This is a genomic window from Acetobacter senegalensis, assembly GCF_001499615.1.
Classification (GTDB): Bacteria; Pseudomonadota; Alphaproteobacteria; order Acetobacterales; family Acetobacteraceae; genus Acetobacter; species Acetobacter senegalensis.
In genome coordinates, this window is record NZ_LN606600.1 from 2,213,445 (window position 1) to 2,238,446 (window position 25,002).

20 protein-coding genes, 1 other RNA gene and 1 pseudogene are annotated in these 25,002 nt (G+C 55.0%); 12 read left to right on the top strand and 10 right to left on the bottom strand.

Going from position 1 to position 25,002, the window contains the following annotated elements; translation table 11 throughout:
• Positions 1 to 115: 115 nt before the first annotated feature.
• The 3 genes from otsB to ASN_RS10220 are packed head-to-tail and all read left to right on the top strand — an operon-like array spanning position 116 to position 2,721.
• The gene (otsB, locus tag ASN_RS10210; protein ID WP_006557125.1) at positions 116 to 859 is read left to right on the top strand and encodes a trehalose-phosphatase; all 744 of its coding nucleotides are present in this window, start codon (positions 116 to 118) and stop codon (positions 857 to 859) included.
• A 3-nt stretch (positions 860 to 862) separates the two neighbouring features.
• The gene (locus tag ASN_RS10215; protein WP_058988109.1) at positions 863 to 2,209 is read left to right on the top strand and encodes an alpha,alpha-trehalose-phosphate synthase (UDP-forming); all 1,347 of its coding nucleotides are present in this window, start codon (positions 863 to 865) and stop codon (positions 2,207 to 2,209) included.
• Positions 2,206 to 2,721 (top strand): disulfide bond formation protein B, encoded by a 516-nt coding sequence (locus ASN_RS10220; RefSeq protein ID WP_006557127.1) that lies wholly within the window; start codon positions 2,206 to 2,208, stop codon positions 2,719 to 2,721. Before ASN_RS10215 ends, ASN_RS10220 begins: the two co-directional genes overlap by 4 nt.
• 173 nt (positions 2,722 to 2,894) lie before the next feature.
• On the opposite strand, the gene ASN_RS10225 is transcribed toward ASN_RS10220, so the two are convergent.
• The gene (locus tag ASN_RS10225) at positions 2,895 to 3,356 is read right to left on the bottom strand and encodes an NUDIX hydrolase (RefSeq protein WP_058988110.1); all 462 of its coding nucleotides are present in this window, start codon (positions 3,354 to 3,356) and stop codon (positions 2,895 to 2,897) included.
• 351 nt (positions 3,357 to 3,707) lie between these two features.
• On the opposite strand from ASN_RS10225, the gene ASN_RS10230 reads away from it, so the two are divergent.
• From ASN_RS10230 to uvrB, 3 genes are all read left to right on the top strand, one after another.
• The gene (locus ASN_RS10230; RefSeq protein ID WP_058988111.1) at positions 3,708 to 4,691 is read left to right on the top strand and encodes an aldo/keto reductase; all 984 of its coding nucleotides are present in this window, start codon (positions 3,708 to 3,710) and stop codon (positions 4,689 to 4,691) included.
• A gap of 128 nt (positions 4,692 to 4,819) precedes the next feature.
• Positions 4,820 to 5,269, top strand: a complete 450-nt coding sequence (locus ASN_RS10235) for a hypothetical protein (protein WP_058988112.1) — start codon at positions 4,820 to 4,822, stop codon at positions 5,267 to 5,269.
• Positions 5,270 to 5,338: 69 nt separating this feature from the next.
• A complete protein-coding gene (gene uvrB / locus ASN_RS10240; RefSeq protein WP_006557131.1) occupies positions 5,339 to 7,606 on the top strand; it encodes an excinuclease ABC subunit UvrB in 2,268 nt (755 codons plus the stop codon).
• Between the two features lie 349 nt (positions 7,607 to 7,955).
• Here the strand turns inward: uvrB and ASN_RS10245 are convergent, their stop codons facing one another.
• Entirely contained in the window at positions 7,956 to 9,044 is a 1,089-nt protein-coding gene (locus tag ASN_RS10245; protein WP_058988113.1) for an AI-2E family transporter, read from the bottom strand.
• Positions 9,045 to 9,269: 225 nt separating this feature from the next.
• Between ASN_RS10245 and ASN_RS10250 the strand changes: the two genes are divergently transcribed.
• The 3 genes from ASN_RS10250 to ASN_RS10260 all read left to right on the top strand — a co-directional run bounded on the left by ASN_RS10250 (position 9,270) and on the right by ASN_RS10260 (position 14,843).
• Positions 9,270 to 11,231 carry an AsmA family protein gene (locus ASN_RS10250; protein WP_058988114.1) on the top strand — a complete coding sequence of 654 codons (1,962 nt, stop codon included), beginning with the start codon at positions 9,270 to 9,272 and terminating at the stop codon, positions 11,229 to 11,231.
• 92 nt (positions 11,232 to 11,323) lie between these two features.
• On the top strand, positions 11,324 to 11,983 hold the full coding sequence (locus tag ASN_RS10255) for a 2OG-Fe(II) oxygenase family protein (RefSeq protein ID WP_058988115.1): 660 nt from the start codon (positions 11,324 to 11,326) through the stop codon (positions 11,981 to 11,983).
• Between the two features lie 103 nt (positions 11,984 to 12,086).
• Positions 12,087 to 14,843 carry a M16 family metallopeptidase gene (locus tag ASN_RS10260; RefSeq protein WP_058988116.1) on the top strand — a complete coding sequence of 919 codons (2,757 nt, stop codon included), beginning with the start codon at positions 12,087 to 12,089 and terminating at the stop codon, positions 14,841 to 14,843.
• 234 nt (positions 14,844 to 15,077) lie between these two features.
• Here ASN_RS10260 and ASN_RS10265 read toward each other — a convergent pair whose 3' ends face one another.
• Together ASN_RS10265 and ASN_RS10270 are read right to left on the bottom strand one after the other, a co-directional pair.
• Positions 15,078 to 15,857 (bottom strand): glycosyltransferase family 2 protein, encoded by a 780-nt coding sequence (locus ASN_RS10265; RefSeq protein ID WP_006557136.1) that lies wholly within the window; start codon positions 15,855 to 15,857, stop codon positions 15,078 to 15,080.
• Complete coding sequence (locus tag ASN_RS10270; protein WP_058988117.1) at positions 15,854 to 17,404, bottom strand: CgeB family protein; 1,551 nt, start codon at positions 17,402 to 17,404, stop codon at positions 15,854 to 15,856. The genes ASN_RS10265 and ASN_RS10270 overlap by 4 nt, the downstream gene beginning before the upstream one ends.
• Before the next feature lie 499 nt (positions 17,405 to 17,903).
• Between ASN_RS10270 and ASN_RS10275 the strand changes: the two genes are divergently transcribed.
• Positions 17,904 to 18,290: a hypothetical protein gene (locus ASN_RS10275; RefSeq protein ID WP_058989277.1), complete on the top strand. Its 387-nt coding sequence runs from the start codon at positions 17,904 to 17,906 to the stop codon at positions 18,288 to 18,290.
• Between the two features lie 174 nt (positions 18,291 to 18,464).
• On the opposite strand, the gene dinB is transcribed toward ASN_RS10275, so the two are convergent.
• Both dinB and ASN_RS10285 read right to left on the bottom strand, forming a co-directional pair.
• Entirely contained in the window at positions 18,465 to 19,568 is a 1,104-nt protein-coding gene (dinB, locus tag ASN_RS10280) for a DNA polymerase IV (RefSeq protein ID WP_058988118.1), read from the bottom strand.
• Between the two features lie 320 nt (positions 19,569 to 19,888).
• Positions 19,889 to 20,515, bottom strand: coding sequence for a hypothetical protein (locus ASN_RS10285; protein ID WP_148262689.1), 627 nt, complete (start codon positions 20,513 to 20,515; stop codon positions 19,889 to 19,891).
• Between the two features lie 165 nt (positions 20,516 to 20,680).
• Here ASN_RS10285 and ASN_RS10290 point away from each other — a divergent pair, with 165 nt between their 5' ends.
• Positions 20,681 to 21,754, top strand: a complete 1,074-nt coding sequence (locus tag ASN_RS10290; RefSeq protein ID WP_006557141.1) for a quinone-dependent dihydroorotate dehydrogenase — start codon at positions 20,681 to 20,683, stop codon at positions 21,752 to 21,754.
• Positions 21,754 to 22,626 carry a TIGR01459 family HAD-type hydrolase gene (locus tag ASN_RS10295; RefSeq protein ID WP_373317184.1) on the top strand — a complete coding sequence of 291 codons (873 nt, stop codon included), beginning with the start codon at positions 21,754 to 21,756 and terminating at the stop codon, positions 22,624 to 22,626. Before ASN_RS10290 ends, ASN_RS10295 begins: the two co-directional genes overlap by 1 nt.
• Before the next feature lie 457 nt (positions 22,627 to 23,083).
• Here the strand turns inward: ASN_RS10295 and ASN_RS10300 are convergent, their stop codons facing one another.
• The 4 genes and pseudogenes from ASN_RS10300 to ASN_RS20575 form a co-directional block, all read right to left on the bottom strand.
• Positions 23,084 to 23,899 carry a TIGR00282 family metallophosphoesterase gene (locus tag ASN_RS10300; protein WP_058988120.1) on the bottom strand — a complete coding sequence of 272 codons (816 nt, stop codon included), beginning with the start codon at positions 23,897 to 23,899 and terminating at the stop codon, positions 23,084 to 23,086.
• Positions 23,900 to 23,923: 24 nt separating this feature from the next.
• Positions 23,924 to 24,511, bottom strand: a complete 588-nt coding sequence (locus ASN_RS10305; RefSeq protein ID WP_058988121.1) for a 5-formyltetrahydrofolate cyclo-ligase — start codon at positions 24,509 to 24,511, stop codon at positions 23,924 to 23,926.
• A non-coding RNA gene (gene ssrS, locus ASN_RS18790) (6S RNA) lies at positions 24,498 to 24,652 on the bottom strand. Before ssrS ends, ASN_RS10305 begins: the two co-directional genes overlap by 14 nt.
• Positions 24,644 to 25,000: pseudogene (locus ASN_RS20575) on the bottom strand (cell division protein ZapA); the annotation flags it as partial. The gene ssrS and the pseudogene ASN_RS20575, both read right to left, overlap by 9 nt.
• Positions 25,001 to 25,002 lie beyond the last annotated feature (2 nt).

The window sequence follows — 25,002 nt, forward strand, 5'->3', positions numbered from 1 at the left end:
CCTGCCGTGCGGGGTGGTTGTCGTCAGCCGTTGGCTCCGGCATCGTTCAGCAACAGGCTCTGACGACCCTGAAGGCGAGGGACGGAGCCTGAAAAGATAGTAAGACGAGGTGCACGTGGTCCGTACTTTTTCCGGTAATGAGTTCCGCCTTCAGGTTCCCCCCGTGAAGGAGGCGGCTTTTTTATTCGATTTTGACGGAACACTGGTTGATATCGCCCCGACACCTGATTCTGTGGTGGTGCCTCCCGGCCTGCTGGAAACATTGCGTCGTCTGCGGGCAGCGTGTGGAGATGCCCTTGCGGTTATCTCCGGGCGTCCGATTGATCAGATCGACCATTTCCTCGGAGATGTGCCTTTTGCCGTGGCGGGGGAGCATGGGGTCGCGGTTCGGCATCGTCCGGGTGGTCCGATCGAACGGGTTGCTCTGCCCACTGTTCCGCAAAGTTGGTTGGTTGCCGCCCGCAAACTGGTGGAAGCCTGGCCCGGTTCCCGGCTGGAGCACAAGCAGGCCGGGTTTGTGCTGCATTATCGCGCTGTTCCTGAAGCAGGCGAGGTTTTCCGGCAGGCTGCCGAGGGCTGGATGAAGGAAGCAGATGGCGCGTTCCATTTGCAGGCCGCCAAAATGGCGTGGGAAATCCGGCCCGCAGGCGTGGACAAAGGCTATGCTGTTTCCACCTTGATGGAAGCGGCCCCCTTTGCAGGCCGAAAGCCGGTTTTTGTGGGTGATGATGTAACGGACGAGGATGGTATTGCCGCAGCAAAAAGGCTGGGCGGAGCTGGCCTGCGCATTCCCACGGATTTTCCAACACCTGCGGCATTTCGGGACTGGCTGGGGATACTGGTTGGAAAGGAGCGCTAAAGGATGGGACGTCTTGTTGTTGTATCCAACCGCGTTCCCGCCCCGCGTGACCGGCAGCAGCCCGCAGGTGGGCTTGCCGTGGCGCTGCGCGATGCGCTGAGCGAGGGCCAATGCCTGTGGTTCGGGTGGTCTGGCCAGCAGATTTCCGAGCATGAAAAGGCAGAGCGCGATGTCAGCATCGATCACGTGGAAAATGTTACCTACGCCACGATAGATCTGACGCATGCCGAGTTTGACGGGTTCTATCAGAAATATTCCAACGCCATCCTGTGGCCGCTCTGCCATTATCGCGCTGGCCTGATGGAATATAACCGGAAAGATCGTGAAGTTTACCTGGATGTAAACGAACTGTTTGCCCGGAAACTTCTGCCGCTTTTAAAACCGGATGATCTGATCTGGATTCACGATTACCATTTGTTCCCGTTAGGGCAGGCGCTGCGTGATCTGGGGGTTACATCCCCTATTGGGTTCTTCCTGCATATTCCGTTCCCACCTTGGAGCTTGATGAAAGCACTGCCCGGCGGGACCAAACTCATGCAGAACATGCAGGCGTATGATGTGATCGGCCTGCAGACAGAAGACGACGCACGCAACATGAATGATGGATTTTCCATCTGTGGCGTCAAGGCACGGGCACAGGTTTTCCCCATAGGCATTGACCCGGAAAGCTTTGCCGAGCAGGCAAAGGCAGGAGAAGATCTGGCGGAGGTGCAGCGCCTAGGCGAAAGTCTGGCGGGGAAGCCTTTGATTATTGGTGTGGACCGGCTGGATTATTCAAAGGGATTGCCTGAGCGCCTGAAAGGATATGAAACTTTTCTTCAGCGCTACCCTGAACACCGGGGTAAGGTTGTTTACCTGCAAATTGCGCCAGTTTCCCGTGGGGATGTTGAGGAATACCGTCTGCTGAAGCAGGGGCTGGATGAAGCCGTAGGCCGTATTAACGGCAGCTATGGTGATTTTGACTGGACCCCCGTGCGCTACCTGACGCACCCGGTGCCGCGTCATCTGCTGGCAGGTTTTTACCGGCTGGCCAATGTTGCGTTGGTCACACCGCTGCGGGATGGCATGAATCTGGTGGCCAAGGAATACGTAGCGGCACAGGATCCGGAAGACCCCGGAGTGCTGGTTCTCTCACATTTTGCGGGTGCGGCGCCTGAGATGGAAGATGCCCTGCTGGTCAATCCGCATGATGCCGATGAAATAGCAGAGGCCTTGCACAAGGCACTTATCATGCCACAGGCAGAACGAAAGGCCAGATGGGCCCTGTTGCAGCCTGATGTCTGGCGCGTTACGGCAGGAAGCTGGGCGCGAGATTTCATCGGCACGTTGGCAAAGGTAAAGCGCGCGTGAAGGCTGCGTTGGTTCATCGGAAAATGGGATTATTTCTGGCGTTGGCCGGAGGGCTGGCGTTGGGCGTAGCATGGTGGGTGGAACATGTTCTGCAAATCATGCCGTGTGAGTTGTGTCTGGTAGAACGCTGGCCGTGGCGCATTCTCATTCTGATTGGCATTATCGATATTGTTCTGCCGGGTGCGGCGGGTGGTCCGGTGCTGTGGCTGGCTGTGCCTGTTCTTCTGGCATCAGTCGGGCTGGCTGCGTGCCACGCCGGGGTAGAGTGGCAATGGTGGCCTAGCCCGTTTCCGGGGTGCCACGCGCCGCATATCAGTGGCCGTACAATGGCGGAACGTCTGGCGTCCATGCCGTTGCGTCCCTCCAAACCCTGTGATGCTCCCACCTATCTTGTGCCGGGCTTACCGCTGTCCATGAGTGTTATGGGCGGCCTGTATGCTGCCGCTATTCTGGCTGTGTTCTTTATCTGGAAACGCAGAGTGGCCCGCACAGCAAGACGGATTTTCTACTGAAAAGCTGCCAGACAGATTGCATGCAAAGTCTGTCTGATCAGACTACTCCGCTTTTTGCGTCTGATACGCTGGCGCCTTGATGATGCCTCTGTCTGCACGGGGCTTGTAAAAATCTTTTCCCCCAGCCCCAAAAATTCCTCGTCTGTGGCACGATGCAGATTTCTCACACCGGGTTATGACTGGTTTTCGTGGATTTGTGCTTCTTGCAGCACATGCTTGGCAAGGGTGGCGACGCGCTTGCTGGCTGAAGCACCCAACGCAGTCATGTCCTTATAGGAAAACCAGCGCGCTTCGAGAGCATCATCGCCCGCACACGGGGTCTGCAATGTTGGCGCTGATTCTGTGCAGCACACGGCGATAATAATGTAATGGAACAGCAGTGCGCCATCCGGGCCGTAGTGCAGGCTATCAAATACATCAGCGACATGTGTGGCTTTGGCGCATATTCCGGTTTCTTCAAGCAGTTCCCGTTCTGCTGCCTGAAGCAGGGTCTCGCCTGCTTCAATGCGCCCACCGGGAAATCCCCATAGTCCGGCATCCGGCGGGTTGGCCCGTCTGACCAACAGGAAATCGGAACCGCGACGTACTACGGCAAGAACCCCCGCACGGGGCATAAAGGGAGGTGTTTGGGTCATTACGTCTCTATCAGACAGATCATTCAACAGGGGCTTACGGAGGGGAGTATAGAAGGTAAGGCTGATTGATCAAAAAGTCAGAAGGTCTGTCACGCGAGGAAGGCGGATAAGGGGAGAAAGCTGACCGGCAAAGCCAGCCCGTTTGGGGGCGGTGTTTCAGTCAATCTGTTCCAGCCACACGCTATGTCTTTTGGGACTCATGTTTCTGGAAAATTGCCTGTATGGCAGCCTCCCATATTTGCCATGCAACTTATCACGGAGGAGAGGTTTAGGCTTTGGGTTTCTCCGCCCTTATCTTGCTGATAAAGAACGGATAAAGTTGCAGTTTATATTTGTTGGGAGTTCTCAGGAATGACGGCAGAAATGCTTTCTATCCCCGGTCTGGCCAAACCGGCCTCACGCATCGCCCTTGGAACATGGGCTATTGGCGGGGCCATGTGGGGCGGACCGGATGATGAGAATGCCGCCAGAACCATTGATAAGGCGCTTGATCTTGGCATCAATGTTATTGATACCGCTCCCGTTTACGGCTTTGGTCATTCAGAAGATGTGATTGGCCGGGCGCTGGAAGGCAAACGGGACCGCGTGATTCTGGCCACTAAAGTCGGCCTGAACTGGCAGGACGGCAAGGTGTTCCGTGATAGCCGGCCAGAGCGTATCAAACAGGAAGTGGAAGACTCTCTGCGGCGGCTGCGCACGGACCATATTGATCTTTATCAGGTGCATTGGCCCGACCCCAAAACGCCGATTGAAGAGACAGCGCGGGCGCTTGAGCAGCTTGTTACCGATGGTAAGGTGCGGGCTCTGGGCGTAAGTAACTTCTCGCCAGCCCAGATGGATGAATTCCGCAAGGTGGCTCCTCTTGCCGCTGTGCAGCCGCCTTACAACCTGTTTGAGCGCGAGATTGAAAAGGATGTGCTGCCGTACGCCATTCAGAACAAGCTTGTGGTGCTGGCATATGGTCCTCTTTGCCGGGGGCTGCTGTCTGGCCGTATGACGGCGGACCGGAAATTTGAAGGGGATGATCTGCGCAAGACCGATCCCAAATTCAAAGAGCCGCGCTTTGACCAGTATCTGAAGGCGGTGGCAGACCTCAAAGCCATTGCAGACAAGCACGGCAAGAGCATGCTGGCGCTGGCGATCCGCTGGGTGCTGGATCGTGGGCCGACCATTGCTTTGTGGGGCGCAAGAAAGCCCGAACAGATCAGTGGAGTGGATGATGCTCTGGACTGGAAGCTGAATGAAGCAGACATGAAAGAGATTGACGCCATCCTGACCCGTGACATTACGGACCCGGTAGGACCGGAGTTCATGGCACCGCCCGCACGCGCCTGAAGGAGTGGCCGGAGGGGGCGGTAGCGCCCCTTCCATATGGGCTTGCTGTAAGACCCGCCGTGGTCGCAGGGCTGGCGTCCGGGGTTTAACGTTGACTCGGCAAGCCGCTTTTCCGCAAGCTGTCAGGAATGAAAGACCCCTCCACCCTTCCTGAAGCGCCAGAACAACCGGGAACGGTCTTCCAGTTCCCGCTTCAGCAGGTTCTGAGCAGCCAGCAGGCGGCTGGCTATCTGGGGGTTTCTGAAAAACGGTTGCGGATTCTGGCGCTGTTTGGCGGTGGCCCGGCCCGCGTCAGGCAGGGCAGTGCTACGCCTCATTATCGCAAGGATGATCTGGACGCATACAGCGCCGCGCTGTTTTCCTATGCCGGACTTTCAGATGATGAACTGGCCCGGTATCGCAGCAACCGCACAGCAAGCGGTTTTTCAGGTATTGATCGCTTTATGGACATGGCCAGTCGGGATGAACTCTCTCAGGCGTGTGCGTTTATTGGCGGTCGTATTGCCATTGTTCTTGGCATGGTGGTGATTGTGCTTTCCCACACCCCCCTTTCACGCATGCTCTTTCATATGCAGTAAGGCGGTTTTTGGCGCGGTGGAGCGGGGCAGCCCTTGCGGGAGGCCGCGCTGTGCCCCATCTTGCTTTCTATGGCCACACAGTCTGCATCCCGTTCCTCTTCCTCCGCAGCGCGGGGCAAGAAGCGTCCCTCCCTGAGCGAAAAGGCAGCCGCACTGCCGCCCGTGCTGTTCAAGCCGGAAAAACAGGCGGCTCGGCCCAAGCTGAAGCGGATGGAAGTGGTTTCCGAATATGAACCCGCCGGGGATCAGCCACAGGCCATTAAGGAACTGGTGAAGGGCGTTGAGGCCAATGAGCGGGATCAGGTGTTGCTGGGGGTTACGGGTTCCGGCAAGACCTTCACCATGGCCAAGATGATTGAGGCCACCCAGAAGCCAACCCTCATTCTGGCTCCCAACAAGACATTGGCTGCACAGCTTTATGGGGAAATGAAGCAGTTTTTCCCGAATAATGCGGTCGAATATTTTGTCAGTTACTATGATTATTATCAGCCGGAAGCCTATGTGCCACGGTCTGACACCTATATTGAAAAAGATAGTCAGATCAATGAACAGATAGACCGGATGCGCCACGCCGCCACGCAGGCGCTGCTGGAGCGGAATGACGTGATCATTGTTGCGTCCGTTTCCTGCATTTACGGTATCGGGTCGGTCGAAACCTACTCCCGCATGGTGGTAAAGCTGGAATTGGGTGGCGAGATTGATCGGGACCGATTGGTGCGCGGTCTGGTGGAACTGCAATACCGCCGGAATGATGCCGCGTTTACCCGTGGCACGTTCCGCGTGCGGGGTGAGACCATTGACGTCTTTCCGGTGCAGAATGAAGACCGTGCCTGGCGTATTTCCCTGTTTGGCGATGAAATTGACGGCATTATCGAGTTTGACCCTTTAACAGGGGAAAAAACGGCAGATCTGCAGGAAGTCACCATTTACGCCAACAGCCACTATGTGACACCTCGGCCCACGCTCAATCAGGCTATCAAAGGCATCAAGCAGGAACTGCGCGAACAGCTTGATCGTTTCACGCAGCAGGGAAAACTGCTGGAAGCAGAACGGTTGGATCAGCGCACCACCTTTGATCTGGAAATGCTGGAAACCACAGGTGTGTGCAAAGGGATTGAAAACTATTCCCGTTACCTGTCTGGCCGTGAACCGGGTGATCCACCGCCAACCCTGTTTGAATATCTGCCTGAAGATGCTTTGCTGATTGTGGATGAAAGCCATGTGACCGTGCCCCAGATTGGGGGCATGGAGCGCGGGGATAATGCGCGTAAATCCACCTTGGCGGAGTTCGGCTTCCGTCTGCCCTCCTGCCTTGATAACCGACCTCTCAATTTTGCGGAATGGGATACCTTTCGTCCGCAGACCGTGTTTGTCAGCGCCACCCCCGGCCCGTGGGAAATGGAACGCACGGGCGGTGTATTTGCAGAGCAGGTTATCCGTCCGACGGGGCTGATTGACCCTGTTACGGATATCCGTCCGGTTGAGCATCAGGTGGATGATCTTCTGGCAGAATGTCGTCTGACCATTGCCAAAGGCGGCCGTGTTCTGGTGACAACGCTTACCAAACGCATGGCGGAAGATCTGACGGATTATCTGAATGAAGCCGGTATCCGTGTGCGCTATCTGCATTCGGATGTTGATACGCTGGAACGGATTGAAATTATTCGGGATCTGCGCGTAGGGGCGTTTGATGTTCTGATCGGGATCAACCTTCTGCGTGAGGGGCTGGATATTCCGGAATGTTCGCTTGTGGCCATTCTGGACGCGGATAAGGAAGGCTTCCTGCGGTCTCGCACCTCACTGATCCAGACCATTGGTCGTGCTGCCCGTAACGTGGAAGGCAGGGTGTTGCTGTACGCCGATAAAATGACGGATTCCCTCCGTTACGCGGTGGAAGAAACAGCCCGCAGGCGTGAAAAGCAGATGGCTTGGAATGAAGCGCACGGCATTACCCCGCAAAGCGTGCGCAAGAATATCAGTGATATTGTTTCTTCTGTCTTTGAGCAGGATTACGTCACCATCGCCCCGGATGAAGATACGGGTGTGACGGAATTTGTCGGGCAGGATCTTGATGCCGCTATTGCTGGCCTTGAAAAGCGCATGCGTGAGGCAGCCGCCAATCTGGAATTTGAAACAGCAGCGCGCCTGCGTGATGAAATCAAACGGCTGGAAGCGCTGCAACTGGGGATAGAGCCGCCTCCGCAGCCAACATCTACGGCCGGGAAAAAGCCAGCCGGGCGGCGCAAAAAGCAGGATCAGGTTCCGCGTCCCCTCGGGCCAGGCGGGGGAGGGTACGACCCTAAACCCAAAAAAGGCCGCACCCGAAGCCGGGGTTAGCCGAAAGGGACGGGTTTTTTTAAGAAGTGGAAACGGGCTCACCAATAGGGCAGGCAATCCTGCTTGTCCTATTGAGAGGAATGCGCCACATTTCTTAAAAACATATGGCCTATTGCAAGTTTTCTGAAATAAATGGTCTGTTAATGCCAGTGATTTCCTGAGCCTGAGCCAGATCATTTTTCTCTTTTCTCTCTAAAAAGCCGAAGAGTCAGGCAGCCTAAAAGGACACCAGATAATGTATTGAGATGATATCAAAATGCTCGTCTTTTAATTGAGAGACCTCTGGTTTCTTTTCCTCAATTTTGAGGATGATATCTGAATGCCTCCTAACAGCAGAGGCAGGAGGCATTCAAAGTGATGAGGCAGGGGTTTGTGGTGCGGCGGTTCTGGCTTCCGCCAGCCAGCTTTTGACCAGCGTATAGGTTACAGAGAGAATAACGGGGCCGACAAAAATCCCCACAAGCCCAAAGGCGGACAAACCCCCAATAACGCCCAGCATGATCAGGATAAGTGGCACGTCTGCCTGTTTGCGGATAAGGTAAGGGCGCAGCACGTTATCAATCACAATGGTCAGGACGGTGATAACCAGCAGAACAATGGCGCTCAGCATGTCCTTGAAGAAAAACATCCAGATTACAGCAGGAATAAGTGTTACGCCGGGCCCCGCCTGAAGCAGGCAGGCAATAAAGGTAATGGCGGTGAGAACACTGGCCCATGGCATGCCGGTTATTTCCATACCTGCGCCGCCCACCGCTGTTTCAACAAGGGCTGTTACCGTCACACCTATGGCCACGCCGCGGATGGTGCGGCCCGCCAGCAGGATCATGTCCTTGCCGCGTTGTTCCGCCAGAGCGTAGCCAAACTCCAGCACCAGTCTGGTGGCTGCTTCACCCTTGGCGTGGAGCGCGGCCATGATGACCAGCGTCAGCAGAAACTGTAATGCAAGCATGCTGAACCCGCCCAGATAATTCAGAACCCAGCGGATAATCTGGCCTGTATCAGGCACCATGTTATCCAGCAGCTGGGGCAGGCGTGCGTTTTCAATTTTCTGCCACAGGGTAATGCTTTTTGGTCCTATCAGCGGCAGGTTGGCCAGCCAGTGTGGTTCGGCAGGCACACGGAACTTCATGGCGGTCTCCCCAAACCGCATCAATTCTGCGGAATGGGTCATGAGGGTGGTCATGGCGAGCCAGAAGGGCAGCACAAATACCAGCAACGCAATCAGCGTGGTGCAGGATACGGCCAGAGCCCGGCTGCCCCAGAGCAGCTTTTGTATGCGAAGCAACAGGGGCCATGTGGTTATGCCAATGGTCATGGCCCAGATGGTGGCAGGCAGAAACGGGCGCACCACCCACAGTGAAAACAGGATCATCACGCCTGCCATCAGGGCAGCCAGAACCGCACGGGATTCCCGTGGTGTGGGGAGGGTAGGGGTCATGCGCTGGCCTGTCTGGAATGAATGACGGGAAAGGGGGAAAATATCATGCTGAACTGTCTGTCTTGATGGCGCTTGTGGGTGCCGGGGTTTGAATGCCTCTTCTTTACGCTACCTCTGCGTTGCCTCCCACCCTGTAGTTCTGTAACTCCCTGTGAACGGAAATGGCGCGGAGGTCATGCCAGTCAAGGCAGATTTCAAAACCGCGCAGGTTTGAAAAGAGAGATCATGCCAGAGCAGACAGAACTCCCGCCAACACAGCAGAAACGAAACCTGCGCTTCTGGTTCCTTTGTGCGGGAGGGGGCTTATGTGCCGTGGCTGCTGCCTCGGCTGTGGCTGGCTGGATGGCGGTCTCGCACGTCAATCTCGGGCCGTTTGTTAGCCGGCGCGCCACAGCCATGCTCGGTCGTCCTGTTTCAGTTGAAACCGTGTCCATTACGCCGGGACGTTGGGTGAAGCTGGCTCTGTCTGGCGTGAAGGTCGCCAATATTCCCGGTGGCAGTCAACCGGATATGGTGCAGGTAGGTAAATTGGAAGCGGAAGTGAAACTTTCGTCCCTTCTGCATGGTCCCATGCTGGTGCGGCATGTGGCGGGGGAAGGGATTCACGTTCTGGTGGAACGCACGCCTGACAGGCAACCCAACTGGCGTTTTGACACGCATGGCCTGCCGGGTGTGCAGTCAGAAAAACCTCCAGCACCCCGGCCTGCGCCTGCTGCAATAACCTTGCCATCGCTGGTGGTGCCGGATGATCGGAGCGCTTATCCGACCGCGCTGGATGTTGTTTTCCGTAACAGTGATGTCACGTATCGCACGGCCCATGGTTCTTCGTTTCGGACCACGTTGAACACTGTCACCCTGCAAACACAAAGCGCGACAACACCTGTCAAACTGGTGGTGGATGGGGCCTATAACGGGCAGCCGGTGCAGCTTACGGTCAACATGCAGTCCTTTGATGCTTTGCGCCATACACACACACCTTATGGCATGGTTGTGCAGGGGCAGTCGGGTGATCTGAAATTCACCTTTGATGGCACGGCAACAGATCCTGTGAATGCAGATGGCCTTTCCGGCAAGATCACTGCGAACACGCCAACCTCACGCCCGCTCATGACAATTGCAGGCATGGCCCTGCCACAGGATATTCCCCTGCATATGGAAGGCCAGTTTACCCATGCGGGAAATTTCTGGTCTCTCACACAAGGCAAGGGGACGGTGAAGAACAACGCCCTGAGCATTACGCTGGCCGAACTGGATGAAGGGACGCGCGGCCAGCCTGACCGTGTGAAGGCGGATATTGCATTCGATCACCTCAATCTGAACGATTTTCTGGGGAAAGAAGGGGCCTCCAATCCGGCCTCGACCGATATGGTGCTTGATGTGAGCCAGAACCCGGACCCGCTGATAGACGCACATCTTTCGGCCAAAGGCGTCACCTACAATATTTACCATTTTTCCGATGTCAGCCTGACAGCTGCCGTAACCCCCGGCGTAATGGCTGTAAAAAATCTTTCTCTGGCATATCTGGGTGCAACCATGACCGCTTCCGGCCAGATTGCGGCGGCCGATCAGGGAAAAGCCCACGTGCAGGGAGCAGTTGCCTTAACAAAGGTGGATATTGACAGATTCCGCCGGGCGTTAGGTTTTCAGGCTGTGCCGCTACAAGGGCAGGTGGATATGCAGATGACCGCCAGCGCCACACAGCACACAGTGAATGCTGTTGTTCAGCAGGCAGATATTGCCGCCGCTGTGGCCATGACCAATGGTGCGCTTGATCGCAAGATTATCCGGGCGGCATCGGCTGATCTGCGCATGTTGTTTCATACTCCGCAGGGCACAACCCCTGTTTCCTGCCTTCTGGGCGTTGTCAGTTCTCATGGTGGGGTGGGGCAGGCCGTGCCGCTGCGCATTAAAACGGCGGAGGGAACACTTTCCGCCAATGCGCGGTTTGATCTCAACCGGCGGTGGTTTGATCTGACGTTTGGAAGCCAGGGCAAAACGACGGGCCGTTTTGCTCTGGATATTCCGGTGCAGGTGAGCGGCAGTTTCAGCAATCCACATATCGGGCTGGCACGGTGGTCGGCTGATGGACGGGCCATGCTGGCCCAGAGCGAGCGGCTGAACGCCCTGCCAGCCGGGGTAAAGCAGTTTGCGCAGCGCAACGCCTGTTATCGGGCCATAGCGCAGTAACGGCGTTGATGGGGAATGAGGTGAAGGCTTGTTCCCGTCGCTTATCCCTTCTACCGTGCAGATGACAACAAGTTCATATCTGGACGGAACGCATGACAACGTCTGAGACCACACTCGAGCCAGATTACGCGGCCCTGGCCGCGGCACCTGTCTGCGCGGACCCGTTCCCGCATGTGGTGGTGCCGCATTTTATCCGCCAGCAAGATCTGCCACGGCTGTTTGCCGCCATGCCGGACATTCAGGCAGGCGGCTCCTTTCCGCCTGCGTCTCTTTCCCTGTCGCCTCTGGTGAAATCTCTGGTGGAGGCTATGGAAGGGCCAAAACTGCGGCAGATGGTGGGGGAAAAGCTGGGTCTTGCGCTTGAAAACGCTCCGTCCATGCTTACCATCCGTGGCCGCACACGGGAGAAGGATGGCCGAATTCATACGGATTCTCTGGCAAAGCGTGTCACCATACTGCTCTATCTCAACCCGGCTGATGAGACATGGCAGAAACAGGAAGGGTGCCTGCGTCTGCTGCGCGGGCACCATGATATTGAAGATTACGCAAAGGAAGTGCCTCCGGTGGATGGCACGTTGCTGATTTTTCCCAATGGTCCCACCACGTGGCATGGCCACCGTCAGTTTGTGGGGCAGAGATATACCATCCAGTTGAATTACATGACGGAGGATGCGCGTGCGCGGTCTGAACTCCGTCGGCATCAGCTTTCCGCTGTGGCGAAGAAGCTCGCCATTCCGGGTTTTGGTGCCTGAATTTCAGCAGTTTCTCTTAAAATCATGATCCACCACTCAAGGTAATAGAATGACGGCTTATTCTCCTTCCTCTGGTTCTCAACACAAGGCAACGGTGCGCGGTATGGCAAGGCGGCGGAGAATGACCTCTCTCATGGTGGCGGCCACCATGCTGGCAGGTACTGCTTTGTCCTCTGTTACCTGGATGCCCTCTGCGCATGCACAGCAGGCAGCGCCGCAGCAAGGCACTGTGCCGGGCATGCCGTCCTCCCTGGTGCCCGCGGCGTTAAGCAGCGCGCAGGTCGTGCGGGCCACACTGCCCAATGGGCTGCGGGTGGTGATTGTTCCTAACCGGCTTGCTCCCGTTGTGACAACGGAGATCAACTATCTTGTGGGCTCGGCCGAGGCTCCTGCGGGCTTTCCCGGAACGGCCCATGCGCTGGAACACATGATGTTTCGCGGCAGCAAAGGGCTGGATAAAGACCAGCTTGCAGCCATGGGGGCCAGACTGGGTGGCAGCTACAATGCTGACACAACGGAAGATGTCACCCAGTACTTCTATACGGCGCAGGCGCGCGATCTGCCTATCCTGCTGAAAATTGAAGCCCTGCGCATGAACGGCCTGACCTTGTCCGAGGCCGACTGGAGCAAGGAACGTGGCGCGATTGAGCAGGAAGTCTCGCGTGATCTGTCCAGCCCGGCCTACCGGTATCTGGAGCAGCTTCAGGCTATTCTGTTTGCAGGCACGCCTTATGAAAAAGATGCCCTTGGCACGCGACCATCTTTTGACAAAACCAACGCAACACTTCTGCGCTCCTTTTACGAAAAATGGTATGCGCCCAACAATGCTATCCTGATTATTACGGGTGACATCAATCCGGTAACAACGCTGGATCAGGTGCGTGACATCTTCGGCGCCATTCCGCGCAAGACGCTGCCAGAACGGCATAAAGTGTCGCCTGTCCCGCCATCTGCTCATACCATCGCTCTTCCCACGGATTATCCGGTAGGGTTCGCAACGCTTGCTTTCCCCATGCCGGGCCGTACCGCGCAGGATTTTGCAACAGCGGATATCCTGTCCGATGTTCTGGGGAGCCAGCGTGGCGCGCTGTATGATCTGGTGCCGCAGGGCAAAGCGCTGTTTGCCGGTTTTGAATACGCGCCCAAAAAGGAAGCCGGTTTTGGACTGGCTCTGGCGGCCTTCCCTAAAGGAGCGGATTCCACCAAGACACTGGCCGATCTGCAGGGTGTCCTCGACAAGATCCGCAAGGAAGGCGTTCCGGCTGATCTGGTGGAAGCCGCAAAACGGCGTGAGATTGCCCAACTTCAGTTCTCTGCCAATTCCGTAAGTGGGCTGGCTGCGATCTGGTCCAACGCTCTGGCCTTCCAGAATCTGGAGTCCCCCGGTGATGTGGTTGCAGCCTATCAGGCCGTGACACCTGAAGCTGTTAACCGTCTGGCTGCCACGCTTCTTGATCCGACCCACGCTGTGACAGCCGTGCTGACACCAGAAAGTTCCGGGAAACCTGTGGCCGGAAAAGGGTTTGGTGGGGCAGAATCTTTTGCATCCACCCCGGATAAACCAGTCAAGCTGCCGGATTGGGCGGAAAAAGCCCTGACCCAGCTTGAAAAGCCGGTGCCGGCACCGTTGCCTTCCGTCAGTACTCTGCCGAATGGTCTCAAGTTGATAGTCTGGCCTTCCCATGTCAGTCACACGGTTCAGTTGAGCGGCGAAATACGCCAGTCAGCAAACCTGCAGGAGCCAGTGGGCAAGGAAGGTGTGGAGGGCATTACGGAAGCCCTGTTCTCCTACGGCACCACCACGCATGATCGTCTGGCGTTTCAGAAGGCGTTGGATGATATTCCTGCGTGGGAAGATGCAGGCGGAAGCTTTTCCTTGCAGACGCTCACGCCTGATTTTGAAAAAGGCGTCGCTCTTCTTGCGGAAAATGAACTGCATCCGGCCTTTCCGGATAAGGCGTTTCAGGTTGTAAAAATGCAGACGGCTCAGGCGCAGGCAGGGCAATTGCTCTCTCCTGGCTATCTGTTTGGTCGGGCGGTTACAAAAGCCCTTGTTCCCGCCAAGGACCCGGAATTGCGGGAGGCCACGCCAGCTTCCATCATGAGTGTCACGCGCGATGATGTTCTGCATTATTATCAGGCAGCGTGGCGGCCTGATCTGACCACTATTGTCGTGACGGGGGACATTACGCCAGAAAAAGCGCGTGCTGTGGTGGAAAAAGCTTTTGGTGATTGGAAAGCGACAGGTGCCAAGCCTGATCTTGATCTGCCCAAAATACCGCTCAGCAAGGCATCTCGCGCGAATGTGCCTGATAAAAGCAGCGTTCAGGATGAAGTGATTCTGGCGGAAACACTGGGGCTGCAGGTTGCTGACCCGGACCGTTTCCTGCTGAATCTGGGCAATGAAGTCTTGGGTGGGGGGCTGTTCTCCTCCCGGCTGTATCGGGATCTGCGGGTTAAAACCGGGTATGTGTATTCGGTCGGGAGCAGTTTTGACTGGAGCCGGACCCGTGGCAGCTATTCCATTGAATACGGCGCAGACCCGAATAAAGTAGGGCAGGCGCGTGTGGCTGCGGTCAAAGACCTTCAGGCCATGCAATCTGCTCCCCCGACAGATGATGAACTGTCTCTCGCTAAAGCGTCTCTTCTGCGTAGTCTGCCGTTGCGGCGGTCCAGTCTGGGGGCAATTGCCCGCCAGTATCTGAGCCTGACAGACCTTGATCTGCCACTGGATAATACGGACAAGGCGGCAGAGGTGTACTACAAGGCAAGTGGCGCAGAAGTGCAGGCAGCGTTTAAAAAATGGCTACGTCCGGACGATCTGGCGCAGATTGTCAAAGGTCCTGCTCCAAGCTGGTAATGCTGAGAGGCGATGTAAACGCCCTTTCCAGATTGGAATAATAAAAAAGGCTGACAAAATTTCAGGTTTTGTCAGCCTTTTTAGTGAGCAGAAATAACTGCGCGTTCTGGTCACTCATGACAGAGGAACTCAATCAGCGCTATTTATGTTCGGCTTGTCGCGTAACCGACCCGTGTAGCAGGCAGACTATAGGCGCAAGTGGGGAGACGCCTCTGCCTGCAACTGGAGAGGCTTTTATTTTGTGGCTGTTTCTGGTGAGGGGTGACGGAATTCCATCACCAGTTCCAGATCATAATGGGCGGCCAATGCTTCCGTTGCTGTGCGGGAAGAGTGGTGAACTCGATAGCGGCACAGAATTTCCGGCAGGTAGCCGGGCGTAAGGCCGTGATCAATAAATTTCAGCCAGAAATCATAATCTTCCCAGCCTTCTTCAATATGGGAAAAGCCGCCCACTTTTTCCCACGCCTCTTTGCGGATGAGCGCCATGACATCCACATAATTGCTTTCTCTCATGCGTTCAGGGTCCCAGATATCTGCCTTTCCAATACCCTGACGGTTACCGAATTCTTCTATCTGTGTGTAAACAGCGGGAAATTTACCATTGATGAGCGCAGCATAAGTCTTTTCCAGCGCTGTGGGATAAATCAGATTATCTGCGTCCATAATGAAGACAGCTTCGGCTGAAGCATGGTCAAAGGCGCAGTTGCGAGAAAAGGAAGGCCCCTGATTACGCGGGTTGACCAGAAGCAGGGTGCGATAGAACCGATCCCTGTTTTCTTCCATCCAGCCGGAAATAACATCAACCGAGTCATCCTTGGTGGACAGATCATCCACAACAATCAACTCGATAGCTTGATGTGTCTGGGCGGCAATGGAGTCCAGACACTCTTCAACCACCTTGGCGTAATTGTAATTGGTGACACAGACGGTAATGAGGTCTTTGGGTTTCCGGCTCTTCTTTTTATGCAGGAAGACAACATCCGGCGCAGGGTCCCAGGGTTTCAGCACGCTCATTTCAAAGTGCTCCAAACGGCAGAGATGTAGTTTTTCACGTCAAGATTCTTGGAATTGAAAATATCATCGTCTTCCAGAAGAGTGATGATGTTTTCCTGAATTTCCTCAGCCTTTTCCTGTCCCTCTTCAGTTCGTATCAGCCATTCAACCAAATTAGGCATGTGGCGGGGTGTTTCTGCAAGAAAATGTACGCCTTCCTTGTAGAGCGGGTGAGGGAAGCATTCTTCAGTCACCACAATGGAACCTGAAGCCATGCTCTGTTTGACAATACGGTGCCATTCAAAAAAACAGTTGTCATCGCGGTGGATGTTGAGAGAAATTTTCGAATTTTCGGCAACATAGCGCGGCAGGCGCGAGAGGATGTCGTACATGCCTGTAGCAGGAAGCGGGCCTTCCGCTTTCCGGTAATAGAAAAAAGTCTGGTAGTCAGAAAAGAAACTGGCAGAGCGGGAGAAAAACTTCTCCCGCTTGCGCGATGCATTGCCAAAGAAACTGACATCAATACTGCGTTCATGAAATGGTCTGAACGGCGATGAGTTTTTCTGTGCGCCTTCAGGCAGCACCCTAAAGAGGGGATGTTTGCGGTCTGATGGGGTCAGAACGCAGTCTTCCATCTCAACAGGTGGATCAAAATGGAAAACGGGCAGACCGATATCAGAGAAGGATTTCAGGTTCTGGTAGCACAGGTCCATCACCCCGGCAGACATCAGGATATAAATGATCCCGCGCGTAAACCAGAGTGTTTGAGGCTGCTCCGTGTTGAACATGATGGCGTTGTGGATGATTTCGTCTTTTTTCCATGGTTCGCTACCCGGCAGGAAGAAAAACTCATGGGGAGCACAGAAAATGCAAAGGTCTGGCGCATCTTCCATTTTTGTTTTTTCTGTCAGAACACTTGAATTCAAGCCGCTATCGTTAAGATAGAGGTTCAGACATTCAGAAATTTCTTTGATAAAAGAATTTCCTTCTGAATGATGAAAAACGCCGATTGTTTTAGGAACGGGCTTTTTGAGCGATCGGGTTGATATCTTGTAGTGGGCAGGTTTTTGACACTCGACGCCCAGCGCATGTGCGATTGATTTTTTGGAGAAGACCTCTCGTCCCTCTCCCACACCGTAAAGGAGAGCATGGCGAAGAGGGGAGAGTGTGGTGGATGCCACATCAGCGTTCATGTTGAGGTAATCATGAGCATTAAAGAAGGCATAATTCTTTAATCTGTTAAGAGCGAGAGTAATGGAGTTATAGGAATATTCCTGCAGGAGGCCTTTTTCAAAGAAATGAAGGTTTTCATTGTTTCTTAAATAGTGCGCAAACGGGTTTTCACCGTTTTCTATGGCGTTTTTATAGAGAGAGTAATATATTTTTGTATTAAAGTTATCGTTCGGGTTCTTATTTTCTTTCGACCCAAATAAAACGTAGTGCACAATTGGATCAAGGCCAGATAATTCTGCTTCAGGGTTCTCGGTGGTATAGTAGTCAGCATCAAATTTTTTGGATTCTATAATTGTTTTTATGTCTTTTTTGTTCCAGGCGGTTAAAGCGGCCATAATGTTTCCTGCAGGAGCTGATCAATCATGTGTTGAGAAAAGGGTACAGCAAAAACAGGCATGTGAGAATGGAGACGGCTATCTGAGATGTCAGCAGGTTGAGCCTAAGGGTGCTAGCCGTTGTCTGGGATAGAGTGGAGTTGATAGTATAGAGGTTTAGAGCATGGGATGATTTTTATCTAAACAGACTCCTGTCAGTTAAAAGTGCTCTACCTTTGGGTGAAATTTTCCATTGTAATAACAGGCGTATAAAATAATCATAAATTATTAAAGAAACATCACAATGTAAGGCGCATTCTTTTCATTTTTATTAAATGTTTGTGTTTATAAAACAAATAGAAAGTCAGAATTGTGCGTTTTTGTGTTTATTAGAATAAAAACGTTTCGCTCCTGTTTTTATGGGTGGACAATGGTGCATAGGATTGCTTATTTTTTATTATCAGAGATGCGATTGTGAGTTGCCGGAATGACCAAAGTTGCTGTTAAGCAAAAACGAGCAGTGAAGCCCCGCCAGGTTTCAAACCAGAAAATAGTGCGGCGTGCTCCTGCCCGCAAAAAGGCGGCGGTTGTGGAGCCTGAACTGGACGAAGAGATCATTGACGTTCCTCTGGAAGTGCAGGTACCCGTAGCGGACGCTGCCACGGCGGCAAGTGCAATCGCATTTGATGGCGGATGGTATCTTCAAACCTATCCCGACGTGCAAGCCGCAGGGATTGATCCGCTGGAGCACTTCCTTGAAAATGGCGTAAAGGAAGGAAGAAACCCCAATCCTCATTTTGATGGTGAGGCTTATCTGCGGGCAAATCCTGATATTGCTGACTTCCCGCCAGGACCTTTCATACATTACGTATGTTATGGTTTTCAGGAAAAGCGCCCTCTGCGCTAACCTGTTGCTTAATGGCGTGTTGTGCAGTCATGACAGCACGCCACTATGATTATGGTTTGGATTGTGGATTTTAGATAATCTATAACCGTAATTATTAGTATCTATTTCATTATAAAAATTGTTTTTAAATAATTTCTGTTTTGGTTGTCTTTTTATTAAAGACTAATCTCCCTGTTAAGACCTATCGGATCTTTCTAAAGAACCCAGAAGCGAAAGTTGTGTCTCTGTGGCGGGGCTATCTGTTGGTTCGAGAGAGGAAAGGGTAATCCCCAGCAACCGCACACCCCGGGTCAGGGGAAGAAGCGGGTTTAAAAGAAGAAGAGCAATTTCTTCAAGTTGCGCGGAGCCCTGAACACAGTGGGGTAAAGACTTGCTGCGTGTAAGTTGTGTAAAATCTTCATAGCGCAGTTTTAATGTTACGGTGCGGCCAGAAAGGGTGCGCTTGGCGCTGGCCTGCCACACAGCTTGGCTCAGGTTGCCAAGGGCGGAATGAAGATCGGCCGGGAGCCGAATATCACGATCAAATGTTGTTTCTTTCCCGATGGATTTACGTGGGCGATTAACCTCTACAGGCCGGTTATCTTCGCCCCGTGCGATGCCATGATAGAAGGCCGCAGCTTTTCCGAAATGGTGTGCCAATGTGGAAAGAGATTGGGTACGTAAATCTGCCCCAGTGTAGATACCCAGAGAATTCATGCGCGCAGCGGTGGCGGGGCCTATTCCGTGAAAGGCCGAAACCGGCAAGTCCGCCACAAAGGCTTCTCCTGCGCCGGGTGGGATAACAAACTGTCCATTGGGTTTACGATAGTCTGAAGCCAGTTTTGCCAGAAACTTGTTGTAGGAAATACCAGCTGAGGCGGTAAGGCCCGTTTCGGCCAGAATGGCGGCCCGGATTTCCTGCGCTATGATGGTGGCGTAAGGACGTGGCAGCAGTGGCTGTGTCACATCCAGATACGCTTCATCCAGAGAAAGAGGTTGGATAAGCGCCGTGTAGCGGGCGAAAATGGCGTGAATCTGGTTGGAAACCGCGCGGTACACCTCAAAGCGTGGAGGGACAAACACAAGATTCGGGCATTTCCGCTTGGCCACAACAGAGGGCATGGCTGAACGGACTCCAAACGTGCGGGCTTCATAGCTGGCCGCAGCCACGACACCTCGTTCCCGGCTTCGTCCGACTGCCACAGGCAGGCCCCGAAGGTTTGGGTTGTCGCGCTGTTCGACGGAGGCGTAGAACGCGTCCATATCAATATGAATAATGCGGCGCACGGGGTGGTTCATTACCTGGAACCTATCACATCTGGCGCGCGCATTCTAAGGCAGGGCAGATAGCTGAGCCTGACAAGGCTTCACAATCAGAGTGAAACGGCCTCGCTCGCGGTCGGGCTCATTATGCTCGCTGCTTCTATCCCAGATACAGCAAGACCGGGCGTCTTTTTCTTCCGGCATGAAGAAAGTGCGCCCGGTCTGACCGTAGGGATAGGAAAGAGGATCTAGGAAGAGATATCAGTTAAGAGTCTTAGAGAGTGTGTGAGGTCTTTGAGTCAGAAAACAAGAACCATTCAGCGGCAGAGGGATAGGGGAGCCCTCCACCGGATGGGTTAGTGGGTTAGCTGTTTTGAGGTTGAAGGGACGGTGTCATGACGAACTGTGCCCAAAGGCCAGCTTACATGGGTTGTGTCCATGTTGACGTCATGCCACCGGGCGAGTGAAAGGGCAGCAGCCGTTGTGGCGCGCGGGCGCACATAGGCTGATACCATTTCATGGGATGGGCGCCGGGCCAGGGTTTTGACCGCATGGTGCGAAAGCCAGTAGCCCGCACCAGCCAGACAGGCGCCAAGTGTTGTGATGGCGGAAGTCAGCCGCGCCACCAAAGAAGGAAAAGGCAGAAGCGGATGCAGCAGGGAATGGACCTCCGCATCACGCTCGTTCTGGGCGGCTTCTGTTGCCAGCAGCAAATTGTATTCTGTGGGGGTAATGGCCAGTGCGCTGCCCGAACGGATATCAAGGGATGGAATTTCAAGTGCTGCCATATGGGTCAACGCGTCATGAAAGGCGTTGGCAACGGCCAGAAATTCCTGCCGGAAGCAAGGGAGGAACAACCCTATCTGCCGCCCGCACGATGCTGGGGGAGGGGATGAGACCGTACCGACAAGACGGCGAATGGTCCAGATTGTCAGCCGTTCGCTGCAGGCAAGATCTGTCAGGTAAACCGGTGAACGTGTCATGGCGCATCCTTGAGGGGAAAAGCCCTCATCCTCTATGCTGTGGTCAGTCTCTTTTAGATGAGAACAATTCTCATTTGCAAGAGAAAAATCACATTGCATCCTCTCAACGGCGCAAAGGTGGTTTTTCCTCTTTTCTTGTGCGTCGTCATGAGGCAGTACAAAAGCATGTCTTCCCTTGCTTCTCTCTCCCTTCCGTTCCTCCGTAAACTGGAGCCGGAAACGGCGCATGACATGGCGCTTGATGCGCTCATGCTCGGCCTTTCCGTCCCCGTTAAACGGCCGGTTGATGATCCCGCTCTGGCAACCCGTGCGCTGGGTATGCGGTTTTCCAATCCTATCGGCATGGCTGCCGGGTTTGATAAAAATGCCCGCGTGCTGCGTCCGCTTGCCCAACTGGGATTCGGGTTTGTGGAAGCCGGAACGGTTACGCCGCGCCCTCAGCCCGGTAACCCTCGGCCGCGCCTGTTCCGCCTTACGGAAGATCGGGCCATCATCAACCGGATGGGTTTCAATAACCAGGGGATAGACCGCTTTGCCGTGCGTCTGGCCCGTCTGCATCGCACTCTGCCTTCCGGGCGTGGCGGTGGGGCAGGGGCACCCGTGGGGGCCAATCTGGGTATCAATAAAACCGGCGCAGATCCGGAGCGGGATTATCCTGCGCTGGTGGGGCGGGTGAAACCGTATGTCAATTACATCGTGCTCAATGTGTCTTCTCCCAATACGCCGGGTTTGCGGGGCCTGCAGGATGCCAGCCGTCTGAAAGGTATTCTGGATGCCATCGCCCAACGCCATTCGGAGCGCCCGCCACTGTTGGTGAAACTGGCGCCTGATCTGGAAAATGATGCCGTTGGCCCGATTGTTGAGGCCGCTATAGCGGGGGGCGCACAAGGACTTATTGTCACCAACACCACGTTGGCACGGCCGTCCTCCCTGCAAAGTCCATTCAAAGCGGAAAGTGGTGGCCTTTCAGGCAGGCCGCTGCGCCCGCGTGCCACGGAAATGTTGCGTCTGGTCGCGCAGGCGGCAGCCGGACGCATGGCGCTGGTCGCCTGCGGCGGCATAGAAAGCGGCGCGGATATTCTGGAACGTATCCGGCTGGGGGCTGATCTGGTGCAGGTCTATTCGGCTTTTGCCTATGAAGGACCGGCCCTTATCGCGCGTCTCAAGCGGGAAATGCTGGAGATCATGCGGCAGGACAATATTGAGATGCTTGATGATATTCGGGGAACGGCTCTGTAATGGCGGATAGCATGTACTCAATGCAAAGCCTGACTGGTCTGAAAGCTCTGGCTGATCAGTATGATGGCTACATTGTTGATCTGTGGGGCACGGTTCATGACGGCATTCAGCCATATCCTGGTGCCGTAGAGTGCTTGAAAGCGCTGCGTCAGGCTGGCAAGCGAGTGGTTATGCTGTCCAATGCGCCAAGACCGGCAGAAGTGGTCTGCAAGCAGCTTGAAGGCTTTGGCATAGGCCGTGACCTGCATGATGGTGTGATGACCAGCGGAGAGCAGGTGCGCCACCTACTGCGTGAGCGTCATGATCCATGGTTTGCACGTCTTGGTCGCAAAGTTCTGCATGTCGGCGGTACGCATGATCTGGGACTGTATGAGGGGCTGGACCTTGAGCGCGTAGCAGACCCGGCAGAGGCTCAGTTCATTCTCAATACGGGGCCAGATCAGGAACGGGGTGTGGAGTCGGTTGACCCTTATCTGCCGGAACTCCGTATCGGGCTTGAGCGTGGTTTGCCCATGCTCTGCGCCAATCCGGACATGGTTGTGGTCAAAGGCGGCCGCAGGATGATCTGCGCCGGGGCACTTGCCTCGTTTTATGAGCAGGAAGGCGGCAATGTACGCTGGGTTGGCAAACCCTATGGCGAGATTTATGCACCTGTCTTTACCATGTTGAATGTGCCGCAGGGGCGTATTCTGGCACTTGGTGATGCTCTGGCGACCGATATGCGCGGTGCAGCCGTCGCCGGTATTGATGGCGCGTGGATTCTGGGAGGCATCCATCAGGAAATGCTGGGGGATGATGCTGGTCTGGCAGCGGAGGAAGCCGAAGGCGCGGGCCTGCGCCCGGTAGCAACTCTGCCGCGTCTTGTGTGGTAATCATCCCGGAGGACACGAACCCTGCGGGAAGAAGGTCACTCCAGAAAGGCGAGAAGAGGCGATGCTGCGGTTTGAACAGTCAAACAGCTAAGGGCGGCGGTTGAGGGAAAAGGGCGCTTGCAGATTCCCGGTTGGAATAAGGGCGAAAACCCAAAGCATTCAGGCCCACAAAGTCATCGTCAGACTCGCCTGACAGATTTTTCAAACAGCTTCCAAGTCTTGCGATTCATGGAATAAGAGGCAAAAGCCTCTCTGCTGTTAATGCAAGATCCCCTGCGCGTCAGAGCGCTATGATCCTTTCAAGGCTGCTTTTTTTACCCCGGTTGCAGGAAACACGTTAGGGCCGCGAACGGATTGAGCGCGGCCGGAGGTCAGCATTGTTGTGCTAGCCTTGTGCTCGACAGCCTGTGGACTCTTCGTTTCAGAGGGGGCTGGAGACGTTCCTGCATGTAGCTGTTCAGAAGTCCGGTAGCGTCTGGGCCAGCAAACCGCCCTGCCGGATGGGAGCAATGCGGCGGGCGAGCCCCGTGGTATCATCCGTTTCAACCATGATGCCACACATGGTCGCTTCACCCTCTGCCGGTTGCAGGCGTTCCCCCGGCATTTTGCGCAGAAAGCGCGTTATGGCCGGTTCCTTGTTCATCCCGATTACACTGTCATAGTCGCCGCACATTCCGGCGTCGGTCTGGAAGGCAGTGCCAGCGGGCAGAATGCGATGATCAGCCGTAGGGGTATGGGTATGGGTGCCCACAACTAGAGAAACGCGGCCATCCAGCACATTGCCAAACGCCCACTTCTCACTGGTGGCTTCTGCATGAATGTCCACCACAATGGCCTGTGTGGTCACGCCCAACCGATGGCGGGTGAGGAGTTCATTCACGCACCGGAAGGGGTCGTCCAGAGGGTCCATGAACAGGCGGCCCATGGCGTTGACCACCAGCGCCTTCCGCCCGTCTGGCAGTTCCACCTGAACGCTGCCATGGCCCGGCGTGCCGGGTGGGTAATTGATAGGCCGAATAATGCGGGGTGTGGAACTGATATGGCCGATCAGGTCTCTACGGTCCCAGCTATGGTTGCCGAGGGTGATAACATCCACACCGCCTTCAAACAGATCCGTGCCGATGGCGGGGGAGAGACCAAAGCCATGACTGGCGTTTTCTGCGTTCACCACAACCAGATCAAGTGCAAGGCTGGTTCGCAGGCCGGGCAGGCGGCTTAACACTACGTCTCGACCGCAGCGGCCAACAATATCTCCAAGAAACAGAATTCTCACGCGCCCGTCTTTCCGTGTGTACGTTCAGTCAAAATGCAGTCTCTCCTTTTCTGTCACAATGCAGGAGAGAGGATGGTCATAAGGCCCGGTGGGAATGTGGTCCACCTCCTGCGCCGCCAGCGCGTAGCCCACGGCATCTGCGTGAGGCAGCGTGGAGAGCGTGCGGTCATAATAACCGCCCCCATATCCCAGCCGATTGCCGCGTCTGTCAAACCCGACCAATGGCACCATGATGGCCTGAGGCGTCAGAACCGGGCCATTTGGCACACATGTGCCGAACCGTCCCGCCTGCATGACGCAGTCAGGCGTCCATACCCGAAATACGAGGGGATGCCCGCGTGGCGGCGTTTCGGGCAACAGGACCGTTCGGCCAGCAGCCGCCAAAGCATGGCAGACGGCTCTTACATCAAGTTCGTGCGGTAAAGGCCAGACACAGGCGATCCTTTCGGCCTCAAGCGCCAGTAGGCTTTCCGAGAGTCTGCGGCACAGGAGAGGATCAAGTGTCTGATCACGGTTTTTCAGCGCCGCAAGGCAATGTGCCCGAAGCTGCTTCTTGGCTTCGGCCACCGCCGGTGGATCAGATTGTAGGGGAGAAGAGTGCGGAGCCACCATGGCCGTTGGTCTTTCAACCTCCAGGACCTGCTAGTGCAGGTGGGCGCCGGGTAATGTGACCAGGGCCACAACAGAGCCAGCTCCCTAGGAAGTGCTTATCGGCCCAGGGGATGACTCGCCTGACGTGCCGGACAGCTCCGCCTCTTCTATGTAGGCGCGCTCAAGGGTGGCTGCAATAGCTTCCGCACGTTCTGCCAGATCAATCAGGCGGGATGACGTCAAAGCCTGCTCGGCGCGCATGCGTTCCACGTCCTGTACGGCCTGATTTGTGCTTTCAGGCAGAAGCTGGTCAGAAAGATCCTGAATTTCATCAGCCATCAGCAGAGCAGCCAGAACCAGAACGTGGCTTTCCCCAGTAAAACCAAGGGCGCGTACCCGCTGGGTACGGCGTTCTACCTGCTGGGCCATGGCCTGAACGTGCCGTTCCTGGCCGTTTTCGCACCCTACGGAATAGGCATGGCCATTGATACGGATTGAAACGGTTGCCATAG

Bases quoted from the DNA above. Each gene is read 5' to 3' on its own strand.
- ASN_RS10215 (WP_058988109.1), top strand. From the start codon at position 863: ATGGGACGTCTTGTTGTTGTATCCAACCGCGTTCCCGCCCCGCGTGAC.
- ASN_RS10225 (WP_058988110.1), bottom strand. From the start codon at position 3,356: ATGACCCAAACACCTCCCTTTATGCCCCGTGCGGGGGTTCTTGCCGTA.
- ASN_RS10230 (WP_058988111.1), top strand. From the start codon at position 3,708: ATGACGGCAGAAATGCTTTCTATCCCCGGTCTGGCCAAACCGGCCTCA.
- ASN_RS10235 (WP_058988112.1), top strand. From the start codon at position 4,820: ATGAAAGACCCCTCCACCCTTCCTGAAGCGCCAGAACAACCGGGAACG.
- uvrB (WP_006557131.1), top strand. From the start codon at position 5,339: ATGGCCACACAGTCTGCATCCCGTTCCTCTTCCTCCGCAGCGCGGGGC.
- ASN_RS10245 (WP_058988113.1), bottom strand. From the start codon at position 9,044: ATGACCCCTACCCTCCCCACACCACGGGAATCCCGTGCGGTTCTGGCT.
- ASN_RS10250 (WP_058988114.1), top strand. From the start codon at position 9,270: ATGCCAGAGCAGACAGAACTCCCGCCAACACAGCAGAAACGAAACCTG.
- ASN_RS10255 (WP_058988115.1), top strand. From the start codon at position 11,324: ATGACAACGTCTGAGACCACACTCGAGCCAGATTACGCGGCCCTGGCC.
- ASN_RS10260 (WP_058988116.1), top strand. From the start codon at position 12,087: ATGGCAAGGCGGCGGAGAATGACCTCTCTCATGGTGGCGGCCACCATG.
- ASN_RS10265 (WP_006557136.1), bottom strand. From the start codon at position 15,857: ATGAGCGTGCTGAAACCCTGGGACCCTGCGCCGGATGTTGTCTTCCTG.
- ASN_RS10270 (WP_058988117.1), bottom strand. From the start codon at position 17,404: ATGGCCGCTTTAACCGCCTGGAACAAAAAAGACATAAAAACAATTATA.
- dinB (WP_058988118.1), bottom strand. From the start codon at position 19,568: ATGAACCACCCCGTGCGCCGCATTATTCATATTGATATGGACGCGTTC.
- ASN_RS10285 (WP_148262689.1), bottom strand. From the start codon at position 20,515: ATGACACGTTCACCGGTTTACCTGACAGATCTTGCCTGCAGCGAACGG.
- ASN_RS10290 (WP_006557141.1), top strand. From the start codon at position 20,681: ATGTCTTCCCTTGCTTCTCTCTCCCTTCCGTTCCTCCGTAAACTGGAG.
- ASN_RS10295 (WP_373317184.1), top strand. From the start codon at position 21,754: ATGGCGGATAGCATGTACTCAATGCAAAGCCTGACTGGTCTGAAAGCT.
- ASN_RS10305 (WP_058988121.1), bottom strand. From the start codon at position 24,511: ATGGTGGCTCCGCACTCTTCTCCCCTACAATCTGATCCACCGGCGGTG.